This is a genomic window from Streptomyces wedmorensis, assembly GCF_000716445.1.
GTDB classification, from domain to species: Bacteria; Actinomycetota; Actinomycetes; order Streptomycetales; family Streptomycetaceae; genus Streptomyces; species Streptomyces wedmorensis.
Window position 1 is genome coordinate 74,203 of sequence record NZ_JNWK01000005.1, and the last position, 24,097, is coordinate 98,299.

The window sequence follows — 24,097 nt, forward strand, 5'->3', positions numbered from 1 at the left end:
CGGAACCGTCAGGCCGGACTGCCACACACCGGCAAGCGGGAGGGGGCGGTACGACGAGTCGTCGTACCGCCCCCTCCTTCTGTCGTCCCCTCCCCCGCACACGCGGCCGCCCGCGGGGAGGACTTCCCCGCGGGCGGCCGGCGGTGTGTCGGAGGCGGTCAGGCCTGCCGGGCGACGAGGCTCGCGGGGCGCAGGTCGGTCCAGTGGGACTCGACGTACGCCAGGCAGGCGTCGCGGGTGTCCTCGCCGAAGACGGTCCGCCAGCCGGCGGGCACGGCGGCGAAGGAGGGCCACAGCGAGTGCTGGTTCTCCTCGTTGGCCAGCGCCAGGAAACGGCCCTGGGGGTCCTCGAAGGGGTTGGTCGTCATGCGTTCTCACTCCTCGTGGAAGGGACGGGGAACAGCGCGGAGAGCGGCTGCCCGGGATCGGCCGCCACCGTGCGCAGCAGGGCCTGGAGTTCGTCGGCGAGCCGGCGGGCCTTCGCCTCGCCGAGCCGCCCGGTCGCGTGGATCAGCGCGCAGTGCACGGCTCCCTCGCCGCGCGGCTCGTGGAAGCTCAGCGTGAGCTCAGCCCGTGCAGAGCCGGTCGGGACGGCCTGGAGGGCGCCCACACCACCCTCCAGCGGGCCGAGGTCCGCCTGCTCGTGGTGGATCACCATCACCTGGGGTCCGTCGGGCCGCAATCCGGCGGCCCGGACGACCTCTTCGAAGGGGACGTCCTGCCGGTCGAGGGCGCTCAGCGTGGTCTCCCTCACCCGGGCCAGGAGTTCGGTGAAGCTCGGGTCGCCCGCCGTGTCGGTGCGCAGCAGGACGGTGTTGAGGAAGCAGCCGACGAGATCGGCGAGCCGGTCGTCGGTGCGGCCGGCGACCATCGTGCCGACCGGCAGGTCCGTGCCCGCCCCGTGGGCGGTCAGGAGCGCCGCGAGTGCCGCGTGGAGGACCATGAACATGCTGGTGCCGGTCGTCCCGGCGAGCCGGTCCACGGCCGCGTGCAGTTCCTCGTCGAGGACGAACCCGACGTGCCCGGCGGCCTGGCGGACGCCCCGGGAGGCGGCGTCGGGGTCCGGCGCGTCGGCGGGCAGCGCGAGGTCGCGCGGGGCGCCCTGCAGCGTCCTGCGCCAGTAGGCCAGTTGGCGGCCGCCCCGGCTTTCCGGGTCGGTGGGGTCGCCGAGGACCTCGTGGGCCCAGCGGGTGTAGTCGGCGTACGTCACCGGGAGCGGCGGCCAGTCGGGGGTCCGGCCGGCCGTGCGGGCGCCGTAGGCGGTGGTGAGGTCGCGGAGCAGCGGGACCACCGACCATTCGTCGACGGCCAGGTAGTGCGCGGTCAGGAGCACCGCCTGGGTCCCGTCCGCGCCGGTGAGGAGCCGGACGCGCAGCGGGGCCTCCCGTTCCAGGTCGGGCGCTCCCCCGGCGAGTTCGGCCACCCTGGCGTCGACGTCCTCGCACGACTCCACGGCGAGGGCCGGGGGTGCGGCGGGCCGCGGTACCGGCCTGCCGTCGTGCTCGGCGAACGTCGTGCGCAGCGGTTCGTGGCGGTCGGTCACGTCGGCGAGCGCCGCCGCGAGGGCCCCGGCGTCGAGTCCGCCGGGCGAGCGCAGCACCAGCGCGTGGTCGAAGCCGGGCCGGCGCCGGTACGCCTGCCACTGCCCGCGCTGTACGGGCGCCGCCGGTGCGGCGTCCCCGCCGCCCGGCGCGTCGCCCGGCCGCAGGACGGGTCGTGCGGCGGCCGCTCCGTCGAGCTTGCCGGCGATGCCGGCGACGGTGAGCGCGTCGAAGACGTCCCGGATGGTCAGTTCGACGCCGAACTCGGTCCGGATCCGGCCGAGCAGCCGCATCGAGGCCATCGAGTGGCCGCCGAGCGCGAAGAAGCTGTCGTGCACGCCGACGTCGTCCAGCTTGAGGATCTCGCGGAACAGCCCGGCGATCCGGGCCTGTGCCGCCGTCGCCGGCCGCGCGTCCCCGGTCATCCCGGACCAGTCGGGGGCGGGCAGCGCCGCGCGGTCCAGCTTGCCGTTGGGCGTCAGCGGCAGCGGTCCGTCGAGGGGGACGACGAGCGCGGGGACCATGTACTCGGGCAACCGTGCGGCGACGTGGGCGCGCAGTTCCCGCGGGTCGGGCTCCGGCGGCGCGCCAGGCCCCGTCTCGGGGACGGCGTAGCCGACGAGGCGGACGATGTCGCCGTCGCGGTCGGGCAGGACCGCGGCCTGCGCGACCGACGGGTGGGCGGCGAGCGCGGCCTCGATCTCGCCGAGTTCGATGCGGAAGCCGCGGATCTTCACCTGGGTGTCGACCCGGCCGAGGAAGTCGAGGTTCCCGTCGGCGCGCCAGCGGGCGCGGTCACCGGTGCGGTACATCCGGCTGCCGGGCGCGCCGAACGGGTCGGCGACGAAGCGTTCCGAGCTGAGCCCCGGCTGTCCGAGGTAGCCCCGGGCGAGGCCGCGGCCGGCCACGTACAGCTCGCCGATGACGCCGGGCGGGACGGGCGTCAGGTGCTCGTCGAGGACGTAGCAGCGGGTGTTGGGGTCGGGGCGGCCGATCGGGACGCGGCCGGGGGTGCGGCCGGTGTGCTCGCGGGCCGGCCACAGGGTCGAGTTGACCGTCGCCTCGGTGAGTCCGTACGCGCAGATCAGGTGCGCGGTGGCGCCGAACCGTTCGAAGAGGTCCGGCGGCACGGTCTCGGTGCCGACCAGCACGGTGGAGCCTTCGGGGAGCGCGCAGCCCGGGGGCAGCGCCGACACCAGCGACGGCGGCAGGATCATGTGGGTGATCCGCTGGTCCGCGAGGAAGTCGGTGAGCGCCGGTCCCGCGACCCTGGCCTCGTCGGTGACGAGGACGAGCCGGCCGCCGTGGCAGAGGGCCATGGCCAGTTCGAAGGCGAAGACGTCGAAGCCGATGGACGCGAACTGGAGGACCCGGCTGTCGGGTTGGAGTCCCATCCGGTCGACGGCCGTGGCGACCAGGCTGGCGATGCCCTCGTGCGGGACGACGACCCCCTTGGGGCGGCCGGTCGAGCCGGAGGTGTAGATCACGTACGCGGCCTGGTCGAGGCCGACCGGTCCGGCGGCCGGGGGCGCCTCGGGCAGCGCGTCCAGCTCGGCTTCGGTGTCCGGCGCGTCGAGCAGGACGACGGGCACGCCCGGGACGTCCGGGATCTTGCCGGCGACGGGCTCCGTGCCGACCACGACGGCCGTGCCGGAGTTCTCGATCATGTAGGTGAGCCGGTCGCCGGGGTGGACGAGGTCGAGCGGCAGGAACGCGGCGCCCAGCCCCATCGCGGCGAGCACGGTGGCGACCGTGTCCACCGAGCGCGGCACGGCCACGCCGACGACGCTTTCGGCGCCGACGCCGCGGGCGGCGAGCAGCCGGGCGATGCGGTCGGCACGGGCGGCGAGCCCGGCGTAGGTCACCGAGCGGGAGCGCTCGACGACGGCGACGGCGTCCGGACGCTCGGCGACCCGGCGGGCGAAGAGGGCGGGGAAGGTGGCCTCCTCGACCGCGCGGGGCGGTCCGTTGAAGCCCTCCAGGACCTGGTGGTGCTCCTCGGCGGTGAGGATCGCGGCCTGCGAGAGGGGCTGGTCGGGGGCTTCGACGAGGGCCGTGACCAGCCTGCGGAGGCGTGCGCCGATGAGTTCCGCGGTGTCCCGGTCGAAGAGTTCGGTGGCGAACTCCAGGCGGCAGCCGAGGTACTCGGCGCCGCCGTCGGCGGCTGTCCGTTCCGTGAAGCTGAACACCAGGTCGAACTTGGCGGAGCCGGTACGGAACGGCAGGTAGCGCGCCCGGAGTCCGGGCAGCCGCAGCTCGTCGCCGGTGCGGACGTGGTGGCCGACCATCACCTGGAACAGCGGGTTCCGGGAGAGGGAGCGGGTCGGGTTGAGGGTCTCCACGACCGACTCGAACGGCACGTCGGCGTGCGAGAAGGCGGCCAGGTCGGTCGCGCGCACCCGGGCGAGCAGTTCGGCGAAGGTGGGGTCGCCGTCCAGGTCGGTGCGGAGCACCAGGGTGTTGACGAAGAAGCCGACGAGCTCGTCGAGCGACTCGTCGCCCCGGCCGGCGATGGGCGCGCCGAGCGGGATGTCCGTGCCCGCGCCGAGGCGGTGGAGCAGGGCGGCGACGGCCGCGTGCACGACCATGAACATGCTGGCGCCGCTCTCGCGGGCGAGTCGCCTGAGGCCCTCGTGGACCGCGGGGTCGAACGCGATGTCGAGCTCGTCCCCGGTGAAGGCGGGCCGGGCCGGCCGCGGCCGGTCGGTGGGCAGCTCCAGTTCCTCGGGTGCGCCGGACAGGGCCGTCCGCCAGTGGGCGAGCTGCCGGGCCGCGAGGCTGTCGTCGTCGGCCGGGTCGCCGAGGAGGCGTTGCTGCCAGAGGGCGTAGTCGGCGTACTGGACGGGCAGCGGCTCCCAGTCGGGGGCGGCGCCGCCGAGGCGGGCCGTGTAGGCGGTGGTGAGGTCCCGCAGGAACGGGCGGTCGGACCACTCGTCGGTGGTGATGTGGTGGAGCAGCAGCACGACGACGTGGGTGTGGGGTGCGAGCTCCACGACCGTGGCCCGGACCGGCAGTTCGCGGGCGAGGTCGAACGGCCGCGTGACGGCGGCGTCGACGATGCCGGGCAGCTCGTCCTCGGAGGCGTACAGGTGCTCCACGGCCGGGGTCGCCGATCCGGCGGGCAGGATCCGCTGGTACGCCTGGCCGTCCCGCTCGGCGAAGAGCGTGCGCAGGGCCTCGTGCCGGTCGGTCACGTCGGCGAGGGCGGCGCCCCACGCGGCGCGGTCGAAGGTCCCGTCCAGCCGCAGGACCAGCGGGAAGTTGTACGCGGCCGAGGTGCACTCGATCTGCTGGATGACCCACAGCCGCTGCTGGGCGTGCGACAGCGGCAGTTCGTGCGGGCGTTCGGCCGGGGCGAGGGCCGTCACTGCCGGGCGGGCGGTGCCGCGCGAGGCCGCCACGCGCTCCACGAGGCCGGCGACGGTGGGCGCCTCGAACAGGTCGCGGATCGCCAGTTCGGTGTCGAGCGCGGTGCGGGCGCGGCTGACGAGCCGGGTGGCGAGGAGCGAGTGTCCGCCGAGCTCGAAGAAGTCGCCGTCGATGCCGACGCTGCCGTCCGCGAGGCCCAGGACCTCCGCGAAGAGGGCGCACAGGGTCTCCTCGCGCGGGGTGCGCGGGGCGCGGCTCGTGCCCGCGCCGGTGAGGTCGGGGGCGGGCAGGGCCTTGACGTCGAGCTTGCCGTTGACGGTCAGCGGCAGGGTCGGGACGGTGACCAGCGCGGCCGGGACCATGTAGTCGGGCAGCCGGGACCTGAGGTGGTCGCGCAGCCGCTGGGCCAGCTCGTCGTCCCGGGCCGTGGCGTCCTCCGGCACGACGTACCCGACCAGGCGCTTCGTCCCGGCGGTCTCGTGGACGACGACGGCGGCGTGGGCGACCTCGGGACGGTCGGAGAGGGCCGAGGCGATCTCGCCGAGTTCGACGCGGTAGCCGCGGATCTTGACCTGGTCGTCGGTGCGGCCGAGGAAGTCGAGGAGGCCGTCGGGCCGCTGCCGTACGAGGTCGCCCGTGCGGTACATGCGCTCGCCGGGCTCGCCGAACGGGTCTGCGACGAACCGCTCGGCCGTCAGGCCCGCCCGGTCGTGGTAGCCGCGGGCGAGGCCGGTGCCGGCGATGTACAGCTCGCCTGGGCAGCCCGGCGGCACGGGCCGCAGCATCGCGTCGAGGACGTGGGCGCGGGTGTTGCGGATGGGCCTGCCGACGGTCGGTGTCGCGCTGTCGGCGGTGGAGCCGCCGAGCGTGTTGATCGTGTACTCGGTGGGGCCGTAGAGGTTGTAGCCGTACGTGCCCTCGGTGCGGCGCAGTCGCGTCCAGACGGTGTCGGACACGGCCTCGCCGCCGAGCAGGACGAGGGCCGGCCGGTGCCGGCCCGTGGTCTCGTCACGGTCGAGCAGGCCCTCCTCGATGAGCAGTTGGGCGTAGGTCGGCGTCACGTTGACGACGTCGACGCGGTGCTCGTCGCAGTACGCGACGAGGGCTTCGGCGTCGCGGCGGAGCTCCTCGTCGCAGATGTGGACCTCGTGGCCCTCGACGAGCCAGAGCAGCTCCTCCCACGACATGTCGAAGGCGAAGGAGACGGTGTGCGCGATGCGCAGCCGCCGGCCGCCGGCCGAGGCGATGGCCGGGTCGAAGACCTCCTTCTGATGGTTGAGCTGCATGTTCGTCAGACCCCGGTAGGGGGTGACGACGCCCTTGGGGCGGCCGGTGGAGCCGGAGGTGTAGATGACGTACGCGGGGTGCTCCAGGCGGCCCGGCACCCCGGGGGCGAACGCGGGACGCTCGGCGTCGGTGATCGCGCCGTCGGGCAGCGCGGCCAGCTCGGCGGCCACGGACGGGTCGTCGAGGAGCAGTTCGGAGGCGACGGGACCGTCCGCGCCGCGCAGGGTGGGGGCGACGGCGGCCGTGGACACCAGGCACAGCGGGCCGGTGTCCTCGGCCATCAACCGCAGCCGGTCGGCGGGGTGGTCGAGGTCGAGCGGCAGGTAGGCGGCGCCCGTGCGCAGGACGGCGAAGAGCGCGGTCACCATCTCCAGGGACCGGGGCAGCGCGAGCGCCACCACCTTCTCGGGTCCCGCACCGCGGGCGAGCAGCAGCCGGGCGAGCCGGTCGACCCGGGCGTCGAGTGCGGCGTACGTGAGGGAACGGTCGCCGAAGACCAGTGCCACGGCGTCGGGGGTACGGGCCGCCTGCGCCGTGAGCATGTCGGAGACCGTCTCGTCCGGGACGGGATCGCGGCTGGTCTCCCGGCCGGCGGCCAGCGCGGCGCGTTCCTCCGGCAGGAGCAGGTCCACGCCGACGGTCCGTGCGCCGGCCGCGTCCGGGCCGTCGAGGGCCTCGCCGAGGCGGTCGAGGACGGTCGTGAACCGGGCGAGGACGGTGGTGGCCCGCTCCGCGTCGAACAGGTCGGGCCTCGCCGCGAGCGTCACCCGCAGCCGGGCGCCGGGGGTGACGATGAGGGTGAGCGGGAAGTGGGTGCCGTCCACGTTGGACACGCCGGTGATGCCGTGCCGCCGGCGGAGCGCCGCCGCCCGCTCCTCGCCGTCGGCGGACCTGAGGACGAACAGGGTGTCGAACAGGCGGCGGTGCCCCGTCTCCTGCTGGAGGGTGCCGAGGCCCACGTGTTCGTACGGCATGACGGAGGCGCGCTCGGACTGCATCCGCCGCAGCAGGTCGAGCAGCGGCTCCTCCGGGGTCAGGGCGACCCGGGCGGGGATCGTGTTGAGGAACATGCCGATGATGCCGGCGACCTGCGGCACGTCCGCGGGGCGTCCGGCGACGGCGGTGCCGAAGGCGACGTCGCCGCGGCCCGTCATCGCCGAGAGGACGAGCCCCCAGGCCGCGTTCAGGACGGTGTTCAGGGTGAGTCCGTGCCGCCGGGCGAGGGCGCGCAGCCGGTCGCTGCTCTCGGCGGTGAGGTGGGCGTCGAAGTCCACCGGGATGACCGGGCCGGCGTCGCGGCCGGAGGGCGCGACCAGGGTCGGCTCGTCGAAGCCGGCGAGCGCCCCGCGCCAGGCCGCCAGGGCCGCCGCGGTGTCCTGGGCGTCCAGCCACGACAGGTAGTCGCGGTAGGAGCCGGGCAGCGGCAGCCCGGTGGCGTCGCCGCCCCGCTCGTACAGCGTGAACAGCTCCTCCAGAAACAGCCAGGCCGACCAGCCGTCCCAGAGGATGAGGTGGTGGGTGACGACGAGCCGGTCGCGGCCGTCGCCGAGGCGGATGAGGAGCAGGCGGCACAGCGGTGCCGCCGACAGGTCGAAGCGCTGCCTGCGGTCGGCGGCGAGCAGCTCCTCCGTCCGGGTGCGCTGTTCGTCGGCGGGCAGCCCCGACAGGTCCGCCTCGACGAGCGGGATCTCCGCTCCGTCGGCGATGAACTGCACCGGGCCGGGCAGTCCGCCGCTGGTGAAGCCGGCGCGCAGTCCGGTGTTGCGGTCCAGGAGCGTCCGGCAGGCCGCGCGCAGCCGGTCCGCGTCGACCCGGCGGTCGAAGTCGAGGGTCTCCTGGGACTGGTAGACGTCGAGGGTGTCGCCGGTGTCGTAGGTGGCGTGGAAGTACATGCCCTCCTGGAGCGGCGAGAGCGGCCAGACGTCCGCGACCGGCCGCCCGGCGGCGGCCCGTACCCGCTCGGTCTCCTCGGGCGTGAGGTCGGGGCCGGCCGGCGGGGCGGGCGGCGGGGGCGCGGCGGCGGCCAGTTGGTCGAGCAGTGCCCTCAGGGCGGGGTCGACGGCGGCGCCCGACCGCTCCTGGAGATCGAGGACGGCCTGGAGGGCGGCCGCGGCCTGGCCCGCGTCGCCGACGGATACGGTCACGCCGTCCGACGGCGCCGTCGCCTCGGACGTCCCGGGACGGGCGGGGTCCGCCTCGGCCGCGGCGGCCCGTGCGGCGGTCTCCGCGAGCGCGGCGGGCGTACGGCACTCGAACACGTCGCGCGGGCTGAGGGTCATCCCGTGGTCGCGGGCGCGCGTGGCGACGACGATCGAACCGAGGCTGTCGCCGCCGAGGACGAAGAAGTCGTCGTCCGCGCCGATCCCCGGCACCTTCAGCACGTCGGTGAAGATCTCGCACAGGGCGCGTTCGCGTGCGTCACGGGGCGCGCGTCCCCCTGTCGTGGGCGCGGGGGCGGGCGAGGGCAGGGCGTTCTGGTCCAGCTTGCCGCTGGGGGTCAGCGGCAGTTCGGCGAGGAGCACGAGCGCGTGCGGCACCATCGGGGCGGGCAGCGCGTCGGCGAGTGCCGCGCGCAGGGCCCCGGTGTCCGGTGCGGCGCCGGGCGCGGGGACGGCGTACCCGACGAGGGCCCCGTCGCGTACGGTCACGGCCGCGCGGGCGACGCCGGGCAGGGCGGCGAGGGCGGCCTCGATCTCGCCCGGCTCGACGCGGTTGCCGCGGACCTTGACCTGCCGGTCGGTGCGCCCGAGGTACTCGACGGCCCCGTCCGCGCGGCGCCGCACCAGGTCCCCGGTGCGGTACATGCGCTCTCCCGGCGCCCCGAAGGGGTCGGCCACGAACCGTTCGGCGGTCAGTCCGGGCCGGTCGTGGTAGGCGCGGGCCAGTTGGACGCCCGCGAGGTACAGCTCGCCGGGCACCCCGTCCGGCACCGGGCGCAGGAACGGGTCCAGGACGTGCAGCCGGGTGTTCCACACGGGCCGGCCGATGGGGACCGCCGGCTCGTCTCCGCCCTCGTAGGGGAAGTACGTGACATCCACGGCCGCTTCGGTGGGGCCGTAGAGGTTGTGCAGCGGCACGGGCGTCCGGCCGGAGCGGGCGGTGAGGTCCGCCCAGCGCCGTGCGTCGGCGCCGGTGAGCGCCTCGCCGCTGCAGAACACCCGGCGCAGGCTCGCCGCCCAGTCGGGGGCCCCCGAGGCGGCCTCCATGGCCTGGAGGAACGCGGCCAGCATCGACGGCACGAAGTGCGCGGTGGTGATGCGGCGGTCGTGTACCAGGTGGGCCAGGTAGGACGGGTCGCGGTGGCCGTCGGGGCGGGCGAGGACGACGGTCGCGCCCTCGGTCAGCGCCCAGAAGAACTCCCACACGGACACGTCGAAGCTGGACGGGGTCTTCTGCAGCACCCGGTCGTCGGCGGTCAGCCCGTACTGGCCCTGCATCCAGGCCAGTCGGTTCACGACGGCCCGGTGGGTGACGGCGACGCCCTTGGGGCGGCCGGTGGAGCCGGACGTGTAGATGAGGTAGGCGGGGTGGTCGGGGCCGGCCGGGCGGACGGCGCCGTCGGGCACGGGCCCGTCCTCCGCCGGCGCCCCGGGAGCGGCCCCGGCCTTCCCCGGCGCGCCGGGAACGGTCCGGTCCAGCGCGTCCGGCCCGACGAGCAGGTGGCTCAGGCCCGGCACGGCCGGCAGGCGCCCGGCCGCCTCCCCGGTCGTCACGACGGTCCGGGCCCCCGAGTCGGCGAGCATGAACGCGACCCGGTCGGCCGGGTAGTCGAGGTCGACGGGAAGGTAGGCGGCGCCCGACTTGAGGACGCCGAGCAGCGCGACCATCAGCTCGGCCGAGCGCGGCACCGCGACGGCGACGTACTCCTCCGGTCCTGCCCCGCGTGCCCGCAGGCTCCGGGCCAACGCCTCGGCCCTGCGGTCGAGTTCCGCGTACGTGAGGGTGGTGTCCTCGAAGACGACGGCGGAGGCGTCCGGAGTTTCGGCGACCCGGGCGGCGAAGAGCGCGGCGATCGTCGTGCCGGGCACGGGGCGGGCCGTGGCGTTGAGCTCCGCGAGGCCCTCGCGCTCGCGCTCGGACAGCAGGTCGGTGCGACCCACGGGACGGCCGGGTTCGGCGACGACCGTGCGCAGCAGGGCCGTGAAGCGGCCGGCGAGGAGGGCGACGGCCACCCCGTCGAGCCGGGCGGCGTCGTGCTTGAACCGCAGCAGCAGGCCGTCGGCGGCGGGCTCGACGACGAGCGCGAGGGGGTAGTGGACGGCGTCGAGCACCTCGGCGCCGGCGATGAGGGGCTCCTCGGGCCCTTCCGGCGCCTGACCGTGACCGGTCGGGTGGTTCTCGAGCACGACGAGGGTGTCGAAGAGCTCGCCGCCGCCGGCGGTCCGCTGGATCTCGGCGAGGCCGATGTGCTGGTGGTCGAGAAGGGCGCTGTGCTCGTCCTGGACGCGCCGCAGCAGGTCGGTGAGCGACTCGTCGGGCCGCAGGGTCACCCGGGCCGGAACCGTGTTGGCGAACAGGCCCACGGCTGATTCGAGCCCCGCGACCTCCGTGGTCCGCCCGGACACGGTGGTCCCGAAGACGACGTCCCCGCTGCCCGTCAGGCCGCCGAGGAGCAGGCCCCACAGGCCGTGGAGGACGGTGCCCAGGGTCAGCCCGTGGGTGCGTGCGCAGGCGGCGAGTCCGTCGGCGAGTTCCCGCGGCAGCCGGGTGTCGACGCGCTCGGGTACGGCCGCGAGGGGCTCGGCCGGGGGCGGGCCGGCCAGCCGGGTCGGTCCGGCGAGTCCGTCGAGCGCCCGGCGCCAGGCCTCGCGCGCGGCGTCCCGGTCCCGGTCCGCGAGCCAGGAGAGGTACGCGTCGGGGGCGACGGGTTCCGGCAGCGCCGCGTCCCGGTAGGCGGCGGTCAGTTCGCGCAGCAGGACGGCGACGGACCAGCCGTCGGCGACGATGTGGTGCAGGGTGAGCAGGAGCCGGTGGCGCTGTCCGTCCCTGATCAGGGTGGCGCGCAGGAGCGGCGGACGGTCGAGCGCGAAGGGTTCGGCGCGGTCGGCGCGCAGGAGGGCGTCGAGGCCGGTGACGGCCGTGTCGGCCTCCCGCCACGGCAGGGTCGCGCGGTCGGCGATCCGCTGGACGACTTCGCCGCCGGGCAGTTGACGGAAGGAGGCGCGGAGCAGCGGGTGCCGGTCGAGGAGCCGCTGGAGGCAGCCGCGCAGGCGGCCCGGGTCCACGGGGCAGGTGAGGTCGAGGAGTTCCTGCACGAGGTAGAGGTCCTCGGCCCCGGTGTCGTACCGCGCGTGGAAGAAGAAGCCTTCCTGGAGCGGGGAGACCGGCAGGGCGTCGCGGTCGAGCGGCGCCGGGTGCGCCGGGGCCGCGGTGTCGGGCCCGGTGGCGGGGACGTCGCGCGCGACGCGGGCGAGCGCGGCCACGGTCCGGTGCCGGAACACCTCGCGCGGGGTGATCGCGAGTCCGGCCTCGCGGGCCCGGTTGACCAGGTGGATGGCGACGATGCTGTCGCCGCCCAGTTCGAAGAAGCTGTCGTGGACGCCGACCGAGGGCAGGCCGAGCACGTCGGCGAAGAGCGCGGCGAGCGCGGTCTCGGCGGGGGTGTCCGGGGCGTCGGCGCCGGCCACGGCGGTCCACCGGGGCTCGGGCAGGGCCTTGGCGTCGAGCTTGCCGTTGGGGGTGAGCGGCAGCGGTCCTTCGAGGACGACCACGGCCGACGGCACCATGTGGTCGGGCAGCGCGTCGGCGACGCGGGCGCGTGCCGCCGCCACGACGCCTTGGGTGTCCGCGCCGGCCTTCTCGGTGACGAGGTGGGCGACGAGGCGCTTGACGCCCCGGTGGTCCTCGCGGGCGAGGACGGCGGCCTGGGCGATGCCGGGGCAGGCCATGAACGCGCTCTCGATCTCGCCGGGCTCGATCCGGTGACCTCTGATCTTGAGCTGACCGTCGGCGCGGCCGAGGAACTCCAGGTTGCCGTCGGCGCCCCAGCGGACCCGGTCGCCGGTGCGGTACATGCGGGCACCCGGCTCGCCGTACGGATCGGCGACGAACCGCTCGGAGGTGAGCCCCGGCCGGCCCAGGTAGCCGCGCGCGAGGCCGCGCCCGGCCACGTACAGCTCGCCCTCACGGCCGACGGGGACCGGGCGGAGCGCCGTGTCGAGCACGTAGGCCCGGGTGTTGGGGTCGGGCCGGCCGATGGGCGCGGGGCCCGGGCGGCCGGGATCGGCGGGCCAGAGCGTGGAGTTGACGCTCGCCTCGGTCAGTCCGTACGCGACGACGACCTTGACCCGGCCGTCCCAGCGGGCGATCAGTTCGGCCGGGACCGCCTCGGTGCCGACCACGAGGACGGCGCCTTCCGGGAGTTCGCACTCCTGCGGCAGCGCGGAGACGAGCGACGGCGGCAGGATCATGTGGGTGGCGCGGTGCCGCGCGATGTAGTCGGTGAGCGCGGGGCCCGCGACGCGGCGCTCGGCCGGGACGACGATGATCCGGCCGCCGACGCACAACGACATGATCAGGTCCCAGACCGTCACGTCGAAGCCGACGGAGGCGAACTGCACGACGCGGCTGTCCGCGGTGATGCCGATCCGGTCGGTCGCGGTGGCGACGAGGCTGCCGACGCCGTCGTGCGGGACGACGACGCCCTTGGGGCGACCGGTCGAACCGGAGGTGTAGATGACGTACGCGGCGCGGTCGAGGGCGATCTCCGCACCGGGGTCGGTGTCCGGCCGGGTGGCGCGGTCGGTCGCGGTGGCCGGATCGTCGAGCACCAGGAAGGTGACGTCGGCCGACTCCGGCAGCTCGCTCGCGAGTTCGCGCACGGTCACCACGGTGCGCGCCCCGGCGTCGGACAGCATGTAGGCGATGCGGTCGCGGGGATGGTCGGCGTCCAGCGGCAGGTAGGCGGCGCCGGCCTTCATCACGGCGAGCAGGGCCACCACGAGCTCGGGCGAGCGGGGCAGGGCCACTCCCACCACGTCCTCGGGTCCGACGCCCCGGGCCGCGAGGAGGTGGGCGAGCCGGTTGGCGGCGCGGTTCAGTTCGGCGTACGTCGTCTCCTCGTCCTCGCAGACCAGCGCGACGGCGTCGGGGGTGCGGCGGACCCGGCGCTCGAAGGCGGCCGGCCACGACAGCTCGTCCGTCTCGCGCGGCGCCACGCCGAAGTCCTCCAGCACGAGGGAGCGTTCGGCGTCCGTGGTGACCTCGATGTGGCCGACGGGCCGGTCGGGGTCCTCGCCGAAGGCGTACAGGAGGGCGAGGAAGCGGCGCTCGTGGTCCCGCAGGGTGCCGTCGTCGCAGACGTCCGCGTCCGCGTCGAGGTGGAGGGTGACGCCGCCGCCGCGGGTCTCGGCGAAGCCGAACGCCAGGTCGCTCACCGGGCCGAGCCAGTCGGGGCGCAGTTCGGCCTCGTGGTCCGCGAACCGCAGGTCGTCGGTGCGCGGCAGGATGTTGACGGTGGGGCCGACGAGCTCCGGTACGCCGTCGACGAGGCCGAGGTCCTTGGCCAGGTCCTCGGCGCGGTAGCGCCCGTGGGCGACCGCGTCGGAGATCGCGTCCCGCACCTGGGCCACCAGCTCGGAGACGGTGAGGCCCGGGCGGACGGAAAGCCGCAGCGGGACGATGTTCGACACCATGCCGGGGACGCGCGCGGACACCTCGTCGCGGCGGGCGGTGACCGGCAGCCCGATGACGAGGTCCTGCTCGCCGCCGACCCGGTGGAGGTAGGCGGCGACGGCCGCGACCAGGAGGCGGGACGGCCGGACTCCCGCGGTCCGGGCGGCGGCGTCCAGTCGCCCGACGGTGTTCGCGGACAGGACGGCGGTGCGCCGCAGCCGGCGCGTCATCGGGACGGTGCCCCGCTCGACGAGGCGTACGGGATCGGTCCGGCCCGCCATGCGCTCCGCCCACCAGGCGCGGTCCTCGGCGTGCCGTCCGGACGCGCGGTACTCCCGGTCGGCGGCGACGAGGCCCGCGAGCGACCAGTCGAGGGGCGCGGGTGCCCGCTCCCCCAGGGTGTAGAGCTCGCCGGCCCTGCGCGTGACCAGGGTGACGCCCATGCCGTCGACGGCGATGTGGTGGTGGCGCTGGGACCAGAGGACACGGTCGTCGGCGAGCCGCAGCAGGGCGTGGGCCGTCAGCGGCCCGCGCGCCGGGTCGACCGGGCGGGCGCGGTCGTCCTCGATCCACGCGGCGGCCGCCGCCTCGGGGTCGGTAGCGTCCCGGAGGTCCACGACGCGGACGTCGACCGGGAGGGTCCCGGGGATCTGGCGCGGTCCGTCGGCGCCGGGGACGACGCGCACCCGCAGGCACTCCGCCTCCTCGACGGCCCGGCGGACGGCGTCGGCGAGACGGCCGAGGTCGAGGGCTTCGGGTACGAGGCCTTCGGGGGCGAGGGCTTCGGGTACGAGGCCTTCGGGTGCGAGGGCTTCGGGTACGAGGCCTTCGGGTGCGAGGCCTTCGGGTGCGAGGGCTTCGGGTACGAGGCCTTCGGGTGCGAGGGCTTCGAGGCCGCCGCCGGTCGTCGCGCCCACGCCCGTCGCGTCGACGCCGGTCGAGCCGCCGCCCGTCGAGTCGACGCCGCCCGTCGGGCCGCTGCCGCTCGTCGCGCCGCCGCCCGTCGGGCCGTGGCTCGTCCCGGCTCTGAGGTCGAGCGTGAAGACGATGTTGTAGGCGGCGCTGTCCGGCTCCATCTGCTGGGCCAGCCAGATGCCGGATTGCCCGCCGGTGAGGGCGATCCCGGCGTTCGACACCCGGTCCGACTCGACGTCAAACATCGTACGAAGTGGCCTTTCCCTGATGGTGCGTCGGTGTGGGGGTCCCGTGGGGCGTCCTTCCGCCCCACGGGACCGGTCGTCACTTGATCGCCGTGAGGAGCGGCTCGATCTCGTCGATGGCGTACGGGATCGACAGGACGGTGTTGAAGGAGAACGCGGCGCCGATGTCCGGGTCCTGGTAGGGCACGAAGAGGTCGCGCTTCTCCTGGTTGACCTTCAGCTTCCGGTACAGCGGCTCGGCCTTGACGCGGTCGTTGGCCTCGGCGCTGGAGGTGACCCAGACCAGGCGGTCGACGTCGAGGACGTTCAGCTTCTCGGCGCCCAGTTCGGCGGCGTTCCAGCCCGGCTTGGCCAGGGTGTCGATCTCCGGCTTCAGCTTGAAGCCGAGTTCGGTGAAGAAGATCGCCTTGGGGTCGGTCTTCGTGAACGCCGAGTACTTGCCGGCCTCGAAGCTGTCGGCGACGGCCAGCGTCTTCCCGGCGAACTCGGGGTGCTCGTCCCGGACGGCCTTGAAACGGGCGTCGATGTCCGTGATCAGCTTCTCCGTCTCGGCGTCCTTGCCGAGCGCCTTGCCGATCTGCCGGGTCATGACCTGCCAGGGCGCGCCGTAGTCGGGGTGGTCCGCGGGCTGGGCGACGACCTTGGTGAACTTCGAGAGCGTGTCGTACTGCTCCTTCTTCATCCCCGAGTACTGGGCGATGACGAGGTCCGGCTTCAGTGCCGCGATCTTCTCGATGTTGTACTCGTCGCGCTCGCCGACGATCTCGGGCTTCGTGGTCCCCCACTTGTCCTTCGCCCACGGCCACTTGCCGTACGGCTGCTCCTTGAACCAGTCGACCGCGCCGACGGGCTTCACTCCGAGGGCGAGCACCGCGTCCTGGTCGGAGAGGCCGAGGGTGACGACCCTCTTCGGCTCCGCGTCGATCGTCGTGCTGCCGTACTTGTGGGCGACGGTGACCGGGAAGGAGGCCTTCGCGGCGGACCCGTCGGCCGGGGCGGGGGCCGAGGACGAGGAGGACGGACCGTCCTTCTCCGTACCGCCGCCGCACGCGGCGAGGGTGAGCGCGGCCACGGCGACGACGGCGAGCCGGGGGGCGGATCTGGCGAACCGCGCCAGTACGGGACGTGCGGGAGTGGACACGGACGTTCCTTTCACGGGGATTCACGGTGCGTGCCAGGCCGGCCGGGCACGGCGAAGCCGCCCGGCGGGGCATGACGGTGGGGCGCGGGGGGTGGTGCTGGAGGGGGACGCGCCGGTACGGGCGTCCGCGGGTGCCGCTAGTAGCGGGGGGTGCCGACCCCGTCCGCGACGGGACGGACCTCGTCGGAGGCGGAGACGGAGGCCGTGGCGGAGACCGGGACGGCCGCGGAGACCGCGGCGGGTGCGGAGGCGGGCGTCGCGGCGGAGGCGGGGGACGCCGCGGGGCCGGACGCGGGGGCCCGGCGGCGGTCGATGACCGAGTCGAGGATCTCGCCGACCCTGATCGCGGTGTTGGAGAGCAGCGACGACGTGATGCCGTGGGTGTGCTCGGTGCCGCCCTGGAGGTAGATGCCGCAGCGCAGCCGGGGGTCGGTGGCGAGGCGGTAGTCGCGCTCGACGAGCAGCCGGCCGCTCGCGTCGCGGTGGCAGTGGTCGGCGACGTCGCCGAGGAGGGCCACGGGGTCGGCCGGGCTGTATCCGGTGGCCAGGACGACGACGTCGGCGTCGAGCACGGTCTCCTCGCCGCTGACCAGGGACGTGACGGTGGCGCGGACGCGTTCCGGGCCGTCCTCGACGCCCGTGAGGCGGGAGACGTTGAGGAAGCGGAGGCGCTCGGTGCCGAGGACCTTCTCCTGGTACGACTGCCGGTACAGGTCGTCGATGAGGTCGATGTCCACCACGGAGTAGTTGGTGTTCCCGTGGTAGTCCATCAGTTTGCGCTTGATGTCGTCGGGTGCCGTGAAGTACTCGTCGACCGCCCCCGGGTCGAAGATGCGGTTGGCGAAGCCGCTGTCGTCGGCGGGGCTGTAGCCGTAGCGGGAGAAGACGGCGCAGATCTCCGCGTCGGGGAAGCGGCGGTGCAGGTAGGCCACGTTCTCGGCGGCGCTCTGTCCGGCGCCCACCACGACGAACCGCTCGGGGGCGGTGCCGTCCAGGCCGTCCACCTTGGCGAGCAGGTCGGAGTTGTGCCAGACGCGGTCGCTCCGCTCGACGCCCTCCGGCAGGCGGGGGCGCAGTCCGGTGCCGAGGACGAGGTTGCGGGCGCGGTGCACGACGAGTTCGGTGCCGGAGCGGGCGGTCACCTCCAGGTACTCGACGGCGCCGTCCTGGACCACCGGACGGACGGCGGTGACCTCGTGGCCGTACGAGACCATGTCGTCGACCTTCGCCGCCGCCCACTCGAAGTAGTCGTGGAACTCCACGCGGAGCGGGAAGAGGTTCTTGTGGTTGACGAAGTCGATCAGCCGGCCCTTGCTCTGCAGGTAGCAGAGGAAGCTGTACTCGCTGGACGGGTTCCGCAGCGTCACCAGGTCCTTGAGGAAGGACACCTGCATGGTGGCGTCGTCGATCAGCATGCCGCGGTGCCAGCCGAAGCGGGCCTGCCGCTCGAAGAAGTGGGCGGTGACGGCCTCCTCCCTGCCGACGCGGGCGTTGTGCTCGCTGAGCGCTAACGCCATGGCCACATTGGACGGCCCGAAGCCGACCCCAATGAGGTCGTGGACCAGAGGTGTGTCACCAGGAAGAACCTGCGACATGTCACTCCCATCGTGCAAGCCGTGTACGGGCGTGGGTGGGAACGGGTCTCCGGGCGCGCCGAGAAGGCGGCCGAGCCCGAACTTAGGTAAAGCTAACCTCATCTGGCGGGAGCTGTCGACCGGCTCGAGCGAGTCGAAATCCGGCCAGCGGCCGTGAACACCCTTGAGTATGCGGCCAGTTGCCATGTTAGGTAAGCCTTGCTTTACTTGGCGCCAATCCCACCCCCCTTCCGAGGAGGAAGCCCATGCGGGTCGTCATGTTCGGTTATCAGACCTGGGGCCATCGCACCCTCCGAGCGCTCCTGGACTCCGAACACGACGTCGTCATGGTCGTGACGCACCCCAGGAGCGAGCACGCCTACGAGAAGATCTGGAGCGACTCCGTCGCCGACCTGGCCGCGGAACACGACGTCCCCGTCGTCATCCGCAACCGGCCCGACGACGAGGAGCTGTTCGCCCTCCTCAAGGAGGCCGATCCGGACATCATCGTGGCCAACAACTGGCGTACGTGGATCCCGCCGAGGATCTACACGCTGCCCCGCCACGGCACGCTCAACGTCCACGACTCACTGCTGCCCAAGTACGCCGGCTTCTCGCCGCTGATCTGGGCGCTGATCAACGGCGAGACCGAAGTGGGCGTGACGGCCCACATGATGGACGAGGTGCTCGACGCCGGCGACATCGTCCGGCAGCGGGCGGTCGCCGTCGGACCCACCGACACGGCGACCGACCTCTTCCACAAGACGGTCGACCTCATCGCCCCCGTCACGATCGGCGCCCTCGACCTGATCGCCTCCGGACGGACCGACTTCACCCCGCAGGACAGGTCGCAGGCCAGCTTCTTCCACAAGCGCGCCGAAGAGGACATCCGGATCGACTGGAACTGGCCGGCCGACGTCCTGGAACGCCTGGTCCGCGCCCAGTCGGCGCCGTACCCGGCGGCCTTCACCTACCACCGCGGCAAGCGCCTCGAGGTGCTCTCCGCCGTCGTCTCGACGGGCCGTTACGGAGGCACGCCCGGACGCGTCTTCTACCGCGAGGGGGACGGCGTCGTGATCGTCGCCGGAGCGGACGCCCGCACCGGCCGCAACCACGGCCTCGCCCTCACCCGGGTACGGACCGAGGACGGGCGCGAACTCCCCGCGGCCGAGTACTTCACTTCCATGGGCGGCTACCTCACCGGCCGCCCCTGACCCCGAGGACCCTCACCATGCGTACCGCACGGCCCAGGCACTACCTCATGTGCCGGCCCACCCACTTCGACGTGGTCTACTCCATCAACCCCTGGATGGACCCGGCGAAGCCCGTCGACACCCCCCTGGCCATCGCCCAGTGGGAGAAGCTGCGCGAGGTCTACCTGAGCCTCGGTCACACCGTCGACACCATCGAACCCCTCCCCGGCCTCCCCGACATGGTCTTCGCCGCCAACGGCGCGACGGTGATCGACGGCCGCGCCCTGGTGGCGCGGTTCCGGGACGCCGAACGCATCGCGGAGGGCCCCGCCTACCACGACTGGCTGCGCGACCACGGGTTCCCCGACCTCCGTACGGCCGGCGTCGTCAACGAGGGCGAGGGCGACTACCTGTTGGCCGGCCCATGGCTGCTCGCGGGAACCGGGTTCCGCAGCGACCCGCGCTCGCACGACGAGGCACAGGAGTTCTTCGGACGTCCCGTCATCGGCCTCACGCTCGTCGACCCGGCCTACTACCACCTGGACACCGCGCTCACGGTGCTCGACGAGACGACGATCGCCTACTACCCGGCGGCGTTCTCCCCCGGCAGCCTCGCCGTGCTGCGGCGGCTGTTCCCCGACGCCGTCATCGCCACGGAACAGGACGCGGCGGTCTTCGGCCTCAACGCCACGTCCGACGGCCTGAACGTGGTCCTGCCCCACAACGCCACCGCGCTGACCGAGCAGTTGCGCGAGCGGGGCTTCCGCCCCGTCGGCGTGGACCTCTCGGAGCTCCTCAAGGCCGGCGGCAGCGTCAAGTGCTGCACGCTGGAGCTGCGTACGGCCTCCTGAAACCCCGACGTGCCCCGGACGGTCCCGGGGCACGTCGCCGGGGTGTCTCCGACGCACCGGCCGGACCCCAAGGAAGAGTTGATGGAACAGCCGGTGATCTCGGGTACGGCGCACGACCCGACGGGCAACCGCTTCACCCTCGTCGGCATCTCCAACGTGCCGACCGACTGGGCGCAGGTCTTCAGGTCGCTCGCCGGCGCCGACCTCTCCCTGGTCACGATCCCCGAACCGGCCCCGGCCGACGGCCCCCCGGGCACCGATCGCCCCGGGACGGACGGCAAAGCACCGCTCAGCGTCCTCGGCCTCAACGCCTACCTGATGTCCGCCGTCGGCAAGGCCGCCCGCCGCAGGCTCACCGACACCCTGGCCGCCCGGGGGTTACGCCTCTGGCACCTGACCGTGCTGACCCTGCTCGACGACCTCGGCCCGCAGATGAAGACGGCCCTCGCCGTGCGGCTCGACATCAACGCCAGCGACCTCGTGAAGATCGTCAACGACCTCGTGGCCCGCGGCGACGTCGACTGCGTCCGCGATCCCGCCGACCGGCGCCGCGTCGTCGTCCGCCTGACCCGGCGGGGCAGGGCCTCCCTGGCGAGCCTGAGCGCCGAGATCGCGGCGACGGACGACGAGGTCCTCGCACCGCTCGGCGAGGACGAACGCCGCCAACTCGCCGCCCTCCTCCGCCGCGTGCACCACCACCTCACCTCCGCACCCTCGTGACACCCCCATGACCGCGCGGTACAAGAAAGTGAAAGCATTCGGCAGCAGATACGACAACAGTGGTGGAACCAGCGCGTTATGACGGGCGCCGGTGATCTGCCGGGCTACAGTCCCGTCTCAAGATCCCTATCACCACACCCTCAAGGGGGAGATCTGCCATGGGCAAGACCGAAAGCGGAACGTACGAGGGGTTCTCGGCCGAGGAGCGGGCCGCGATGAAGGACCACGCCAAGGAGCAGAAGACGGCCGCGCGCCGCAGCTCGCGCGCCGACAAGGCGGCCGAAGCGGAACAGGACGTGCTGGCCAAGATCGCCGAGATGAAGGACACCGACCGGGTCCTCGCCGAGCGCGTCCACGCCGTCGTCACGGCCAGCGCCCCGACGCTCGCCCCGAAGCTCTGGTACGGCATGCCCGCCTACGCCCTCGACGGCAAGATCGTCTGTTTCTTCCAGAGCGCCGAGAAGTTCAAGGCCCGCTACGCGACGCTCGGTTTCAGCGACCAGGCGAACCTCGACGAGGGCACGATGTGGCCGGCCGGATTCGCGCTCACCGAGGTGACGCCCGAGGTGGAGGAGCGCATCGGCACCCTCGTGAAGCAGGCGGTGAGCTGACCCGCCCTCGGCGCACGGGTCAGGCGGACAACAGGCGGTGCGCTGACCCGCCGTCGGCGCACGGGTCAGGCGGACAACGGGCGGTGCGCTGACCCGCCCTCGGCGCGCGGGTCAGGCGGACGTCCGGGTCACGGTCTCCCTCGACTCCCCGCGACGCTCGCCCGGGCGGGCCAGCGGCAGGTGGTAGAGGGCGAACGCCTTGCGGATGACGGGCTGGGCGACGTTGCGGACGCGCACCCCGCCCGCCGTCATGCCGTGCTCCGTGCCGAGGTGGGCATGGCCGTGCAGGGCGAGATCGGCGCCGGCCTCGTCGATCGCCTCGGCGAGGAGATAGCTCCCCAGGAAGGGGTAGATCTCCACCGGCTCCCCCGCCAGGGTGTCGGGCACCGGCGCGAAGTGGGTGAGCGCGATCCTCGCCCCGCAGTCGCCGTCCGCCAGACCGGCCAGGGCCCGGTGCAGACCCTCGGCGCCGCGGCGGGTGGTGCGGACGAACTCCTTCATCTCGCGTTCGCCGAACTCCCCGGCGCTGCGGCCGGCGAACCCGCCGCAGAAGCCCTTCACCCCTGCCACGCCCACCTTCGCGCCGCCCACCGGCAGGATCACGCTCTCGCCCTCCAGGACGGTGACGCCCGCGTCGCTGAGGACCCGCGTGACGTCCGCCTCCTGCTCCGAGTGGTAGTCGTGATTGCCCAGGACGGCCACCACGGGCACGCCCAGGTCGCGGACCTCCGCCGCGACGACCTCCGCCTCGGGCACGGTGCCGTGGCGGGTGAGGTCGCCGGCGAGCAGGAGCAGGTCCGCGCAGAGCGGCAGGGTCTCGAACGACGGACGGAGCAGGCCACGGCAGTCCGGGCTCAGATGGATGTCGCCCACGGCCGCCACCCGCACCATCGCTCCGTTCCGTTCTCCCGTGGCGGTCACAGCAACTCCTCGGGCCGGTCGGGCGGGTCGGCGCAGGCGACCAGGAGGTCGTGGCGGACCGGGATGCCGCCCAGCTCCACCTCGGCGATCCGGAGGATCTCGTCGCGACCGGCAGCGGTCGGCACCGTGCCGGTCAGCAGCACGGCCTCGCCGCGCACCTCCACGCGCACGCCGAGCTCGGCCGTGTCCTCGCGCGCGAGCCGGTCCCTGAACCGGGCGATCCTGTACTCGCTCTCGCCGGCGCTCATCGTGTCCCTCCGTCCGTTCCGATCCCCTCCGCCACGTCCTCGCCGGCCCCCGTTCCGCGAAGCACGCGGTGAACGAACAGGCTCAGCGGGAAGCCGAAGAGGATCTGCACCCCGGTCTGCGCGACGCGCGTCTCCTGAAGGACCTCCTGCCACCGTCTGTTGCCCCACTCCCTGGCCCCTTCGGGCCGTCTCTGCGCCCGCGACCGGCGCGGCTCCTCCTCGCGCTCGCCGCGCCACTCGACCGCCGCCGGGCGCCTCGTCATCGCCATGACGTCCTCCTCGGCTGGGCAAACGGCGCTCTGCGAGGTGCAGTGCCCGATGGGGCGACGATCAAACGGAGGGCGCGCGGAGGGGTCACGTCCCGTCCGCCACGAACCGGAAGCCGCTCCGGGGCGCCGTCGGGATCCGCGACAGGGGAATCCGCAGGTCCTGCGGAGGAACGGTCCATTCGAGACGGGCCGGCGCGGTCGACAGGGTGGCCAGGACGGCGACGGTGATGTCCTCGCCGGGGCAGCGGTGACCGGTGCGCGGGTCGCCGCCGCCCTGCGGGATCAGCGTGTCCCGGTGCGGAGGCCGGCCGAGGAAGCGCTCCGGGTCGAAGCGGTACGGGTCCGGCCACAGGTCGGGGTCGTGGTTCTGGCCGTACACGTCGAGCAGGACGAGGCCTCCCTCGGCGATCGGCTCCCCGCGCCACTCCTGGTCGCGGGCGCCGAGCCCCCCGACGAACGGCACGAAGGGATAGAACCGCCGCACCTCGTGGGCGAAGGCCGTCGCGTACGGGCCGGTGCCCCCGCCGGCCCCGTCGTCGCGCAGCCGGTCCCGTGTCCGGGGCCACCGGTGCAGCGCGTGCGCCGCGAACGTCGTGAACCAGGCGATGGCGATCGCCGGGCGGGCGATGTCGAGGAGTTCCACGGCCGCGGTGTGCGGGTCGAGCAGCCCGCCGTCCGCTCCCCGGTGCCGGGCGAACGCCGCGAACGGCGTGTCCTCGCCGACCGCGGCGGTGGTCCGCGCCTCCCTGACCGCCCGGGCGAGCAGTTCCTCCTGGCGGGTCCGGGCCCGGCGGGCCCGAAGGTGACGCGGGCCGGGGGTCGCGAAGCCGTCGACCATGGAGACGCAGTCCCGTGCCATGGCGTGGACCCGCGCGTCGTCGACCGGCAGCCCCGCCCAGTCGCGCACCGCCCGGGCGAGGACGTCCGCCACCTCGTCGAACAGCACCGTCTCGCGCCCGCCGCACGCGGCGGAGGCGGCCCGCCAGCCGGTCTCCACGTGCCGCACCAGGGAGGCGACGGCCCCTGGGTCGGTGAGCCGGCCGAGGAACAGCGCCTTGCGCACGCGGTGGTCGGCGCCGTCCAGGGTGTGCACGACCCCTCTTCCGAAGAGCGTGTCGAGTACGGGACCCGGCAGCGCGTCCGTGCGGCGCACATGGCTTTCGTCGTAGAAGAAGCGGACCGCGTCGGGGCCGTGCAGGGCGACGGCCGGGTGTCCCAGCAGCCGCGTGCGGACGGTCTCGCCGTTCCCGGCGCGGCGGCGCGTGTCGGGCAGCCGGCCATAGCCCTGGAGCAGCAGGCCGACGGTGCGGTCGGCGATGAGTGCGGACATGTCCCGTGCGGTACCCCGCCGGTGCGGAGGCACGCGTGCCTCCGCACCGCGGTCGGTCCCGGACGCGGTTCCCCCGTGCGGCCGCCCGCCGTGCGCGGACGCCCGTACGGGCGGTCTCGCCCCGCGCCGGGACGGCACGCGGCACCATGCGGCGGCGCAGTGGAGGGATGCGGCTCAGGACGAGTGCCACGGACCGGCCGGGCCGGCGGCGGGTCCGCCACGGCCTCACCGCCCTGCTGCGCGAACACGCCCGCTGCACGGCCGGGGC

The 24,097-nt window shown here is 74.1% G+C and carries 11 protein-coding genes and 1 pseudogene; 4 read left to right on the plus strand and 8 right to left on the minus strand.

Going from position 1 to position 24,097, the window contains the following annotated elements:
* Window positions 1-158 precede the first annotated feature (158 nt).
* The 4 genes from OO54_RS04845 to OO54_RS04860 all read right to left on the minus strand — a co-directional run bounded on the left by OO54_RS04845 (window position 159) and on the right by OO54_RS04860 (window position 17,707).
* The gene (locus tag OO54_RS04845) at window positions 159-368 is read right to left on the minus strand and encodes an MbtH family protein (RefSeq protein ID WP_033201613.1); all 210 of its coding nucleotides are present in this window, start codon (window positions 366-368) and stop codon (window positions 159-161) included.
* Entirely contained in the window at window positions 365-14,971 is a 14,607-nt protein-coding gene (locus OO54_RS04850; RefSeq protein WP_033201614.1) for a non-ribosomal peptide synthetase, read from the minus strand. Before OO54_RS04850 ends, OO54_RS04845 begins: the two co-directional genes overlap by 4 nt.
* 79 nt (window positions 14,972-15,050) lie before the next feature.
* The gene (locus OO54_RS04855) at window positions 15,051-16,112 is read right to left on the minus strand and encodes an iron-siderophore ABC transporter substrate-binding protein (RefSeq protein ID WP_051786710.1); all 1,062 of its coding nucleotides are present in this window, start codon (window positions 16,110-16,112) and stop codon (window positions 15,051-15,053) included.
* A 137-nt stretch (window positions 16,113-16,249) separates the two neighbouring features.
* Window positions 16,250-17,707, minus strand: a complete 1,458-nt coding sequence (locus OO54_RS04860) for a lysine N(6)-hydroxylase/L-ornithine N(5)-oxygenase family protein (protein WP_033201615.1) — start codon at window positions 17,705-17,707, stop codon at window positions 16,250-16,252.
* A gap of 245 nt (window positions 17,708-17,952) precedes the next feature.
* Between OO54_RS04860 and OO54_RS04865 the strand changes: the two genes are divergently transcribed.
* The 4 genes from OO54_RS04865 to OO54_RS04880 all read left to right on the plus strand — a co-directional run bounded on the left by OO54_RS04865 (window position 17,953) and on the right by OO54_RS04880 (window position 21,061).
* Entirely contained in the window at window positions 17,953-18,900 is a 948-nt protein-coding gene (locus OO54_RS04865; RefSeq protein ID WP_033201616.1) for a methionyl-tRNA formyltransferase, read from the plus strand.
* A 17-nt stretch (window positions 18,901-18,917) separates the two neighbouring features.
* Complete coding sequence (gene ddaH / locus OO54_RS04870) at window positions 18,918-19,730, plus strand: dimethylargininase (RefSeq protein WP_033201617.1); 813 nt, start codon at window positions 18,918-18,920, stop codon at window positions 19,728-19,730.
* An 81-nt stretch (window positions 19,731-19,811) separates the two neighbouring features.
* Window positions 19,812-20,450: a MarR family winged helix-turn-helix transcriptional regulator gene (locus OO54_RS46705; RefSeq protein ID WP_200146799.1), complete on the plus strand. Its 639-nt coding sequence runs from the start codon at window positions 19,812-19,814 to the stop codon at window positions 20,448-20,450.
* Window positions 20,451-20,608: 158 nt separating this feature from the next.
* Entirely contained in the window at window positions 20,609-21,061 is a 453-nt protein-coding gene (locus OO54_RS04880; protein ID WP_033201618.1) for an iron chaperone, read from the plus strand.
* A 111-nt stretch (window positions 21,062-21,172) separates the two neighbouring features.
* Here the strand turns inward: OO54_RS04880 and OO54_RS04885 are convergent, their stop codons facing one another.
* From OO54_RS04885 to OO54_RS04900, 4 genes and pseudogenes are all read right to left on the minus strand, one after another.
* Window positions 21,173-21,952, minus strand: a complete 780-nt coding sequence (locus tag OO54_RS04885) for a metallophosphoesterase family protein (protein ID WP_033201868.1) — start codon at window positions 21,950-21,952, stop codon at window positions 21,173-21,175.
* Between the two features lie 26 nt (window positions 21,953-21,978).
* Window positions 21,979-22,230: a BON domain-containing protein gene (locus OO54_RS04890; protein WP_033201619.1), complete on the minus strand. Its 252-nt coding sequence runs from the start codon at window positions 22,228-22,230 to the stop codon at window positions 21,979-21,981.
* A 77-nt stretch (window positions 22,231-22,307) separates the two neighbouring features.
* Window positions 22,308-22,415, minus strand: a pseudogene (locus OO54_RS48700) (DUF6328 family protein); the annotation flags it as partial.
* A gap of 169 nt (window positions 22,416-22,584) precedes the next feature.
* Window positions 22,585-23,829: a cytochrome P450 gene (locus OO54_RS04900; RefSeq protein WP_200146800.1), complete on the minus strand. Its 1,245-nt coding sequence runs from the start codon at window positions 23,827-23,829 to the stop codon at window positions 22,585-22,587.
* Window positions 23,830-24,097 lie beyond the last annotated feature (268 nt).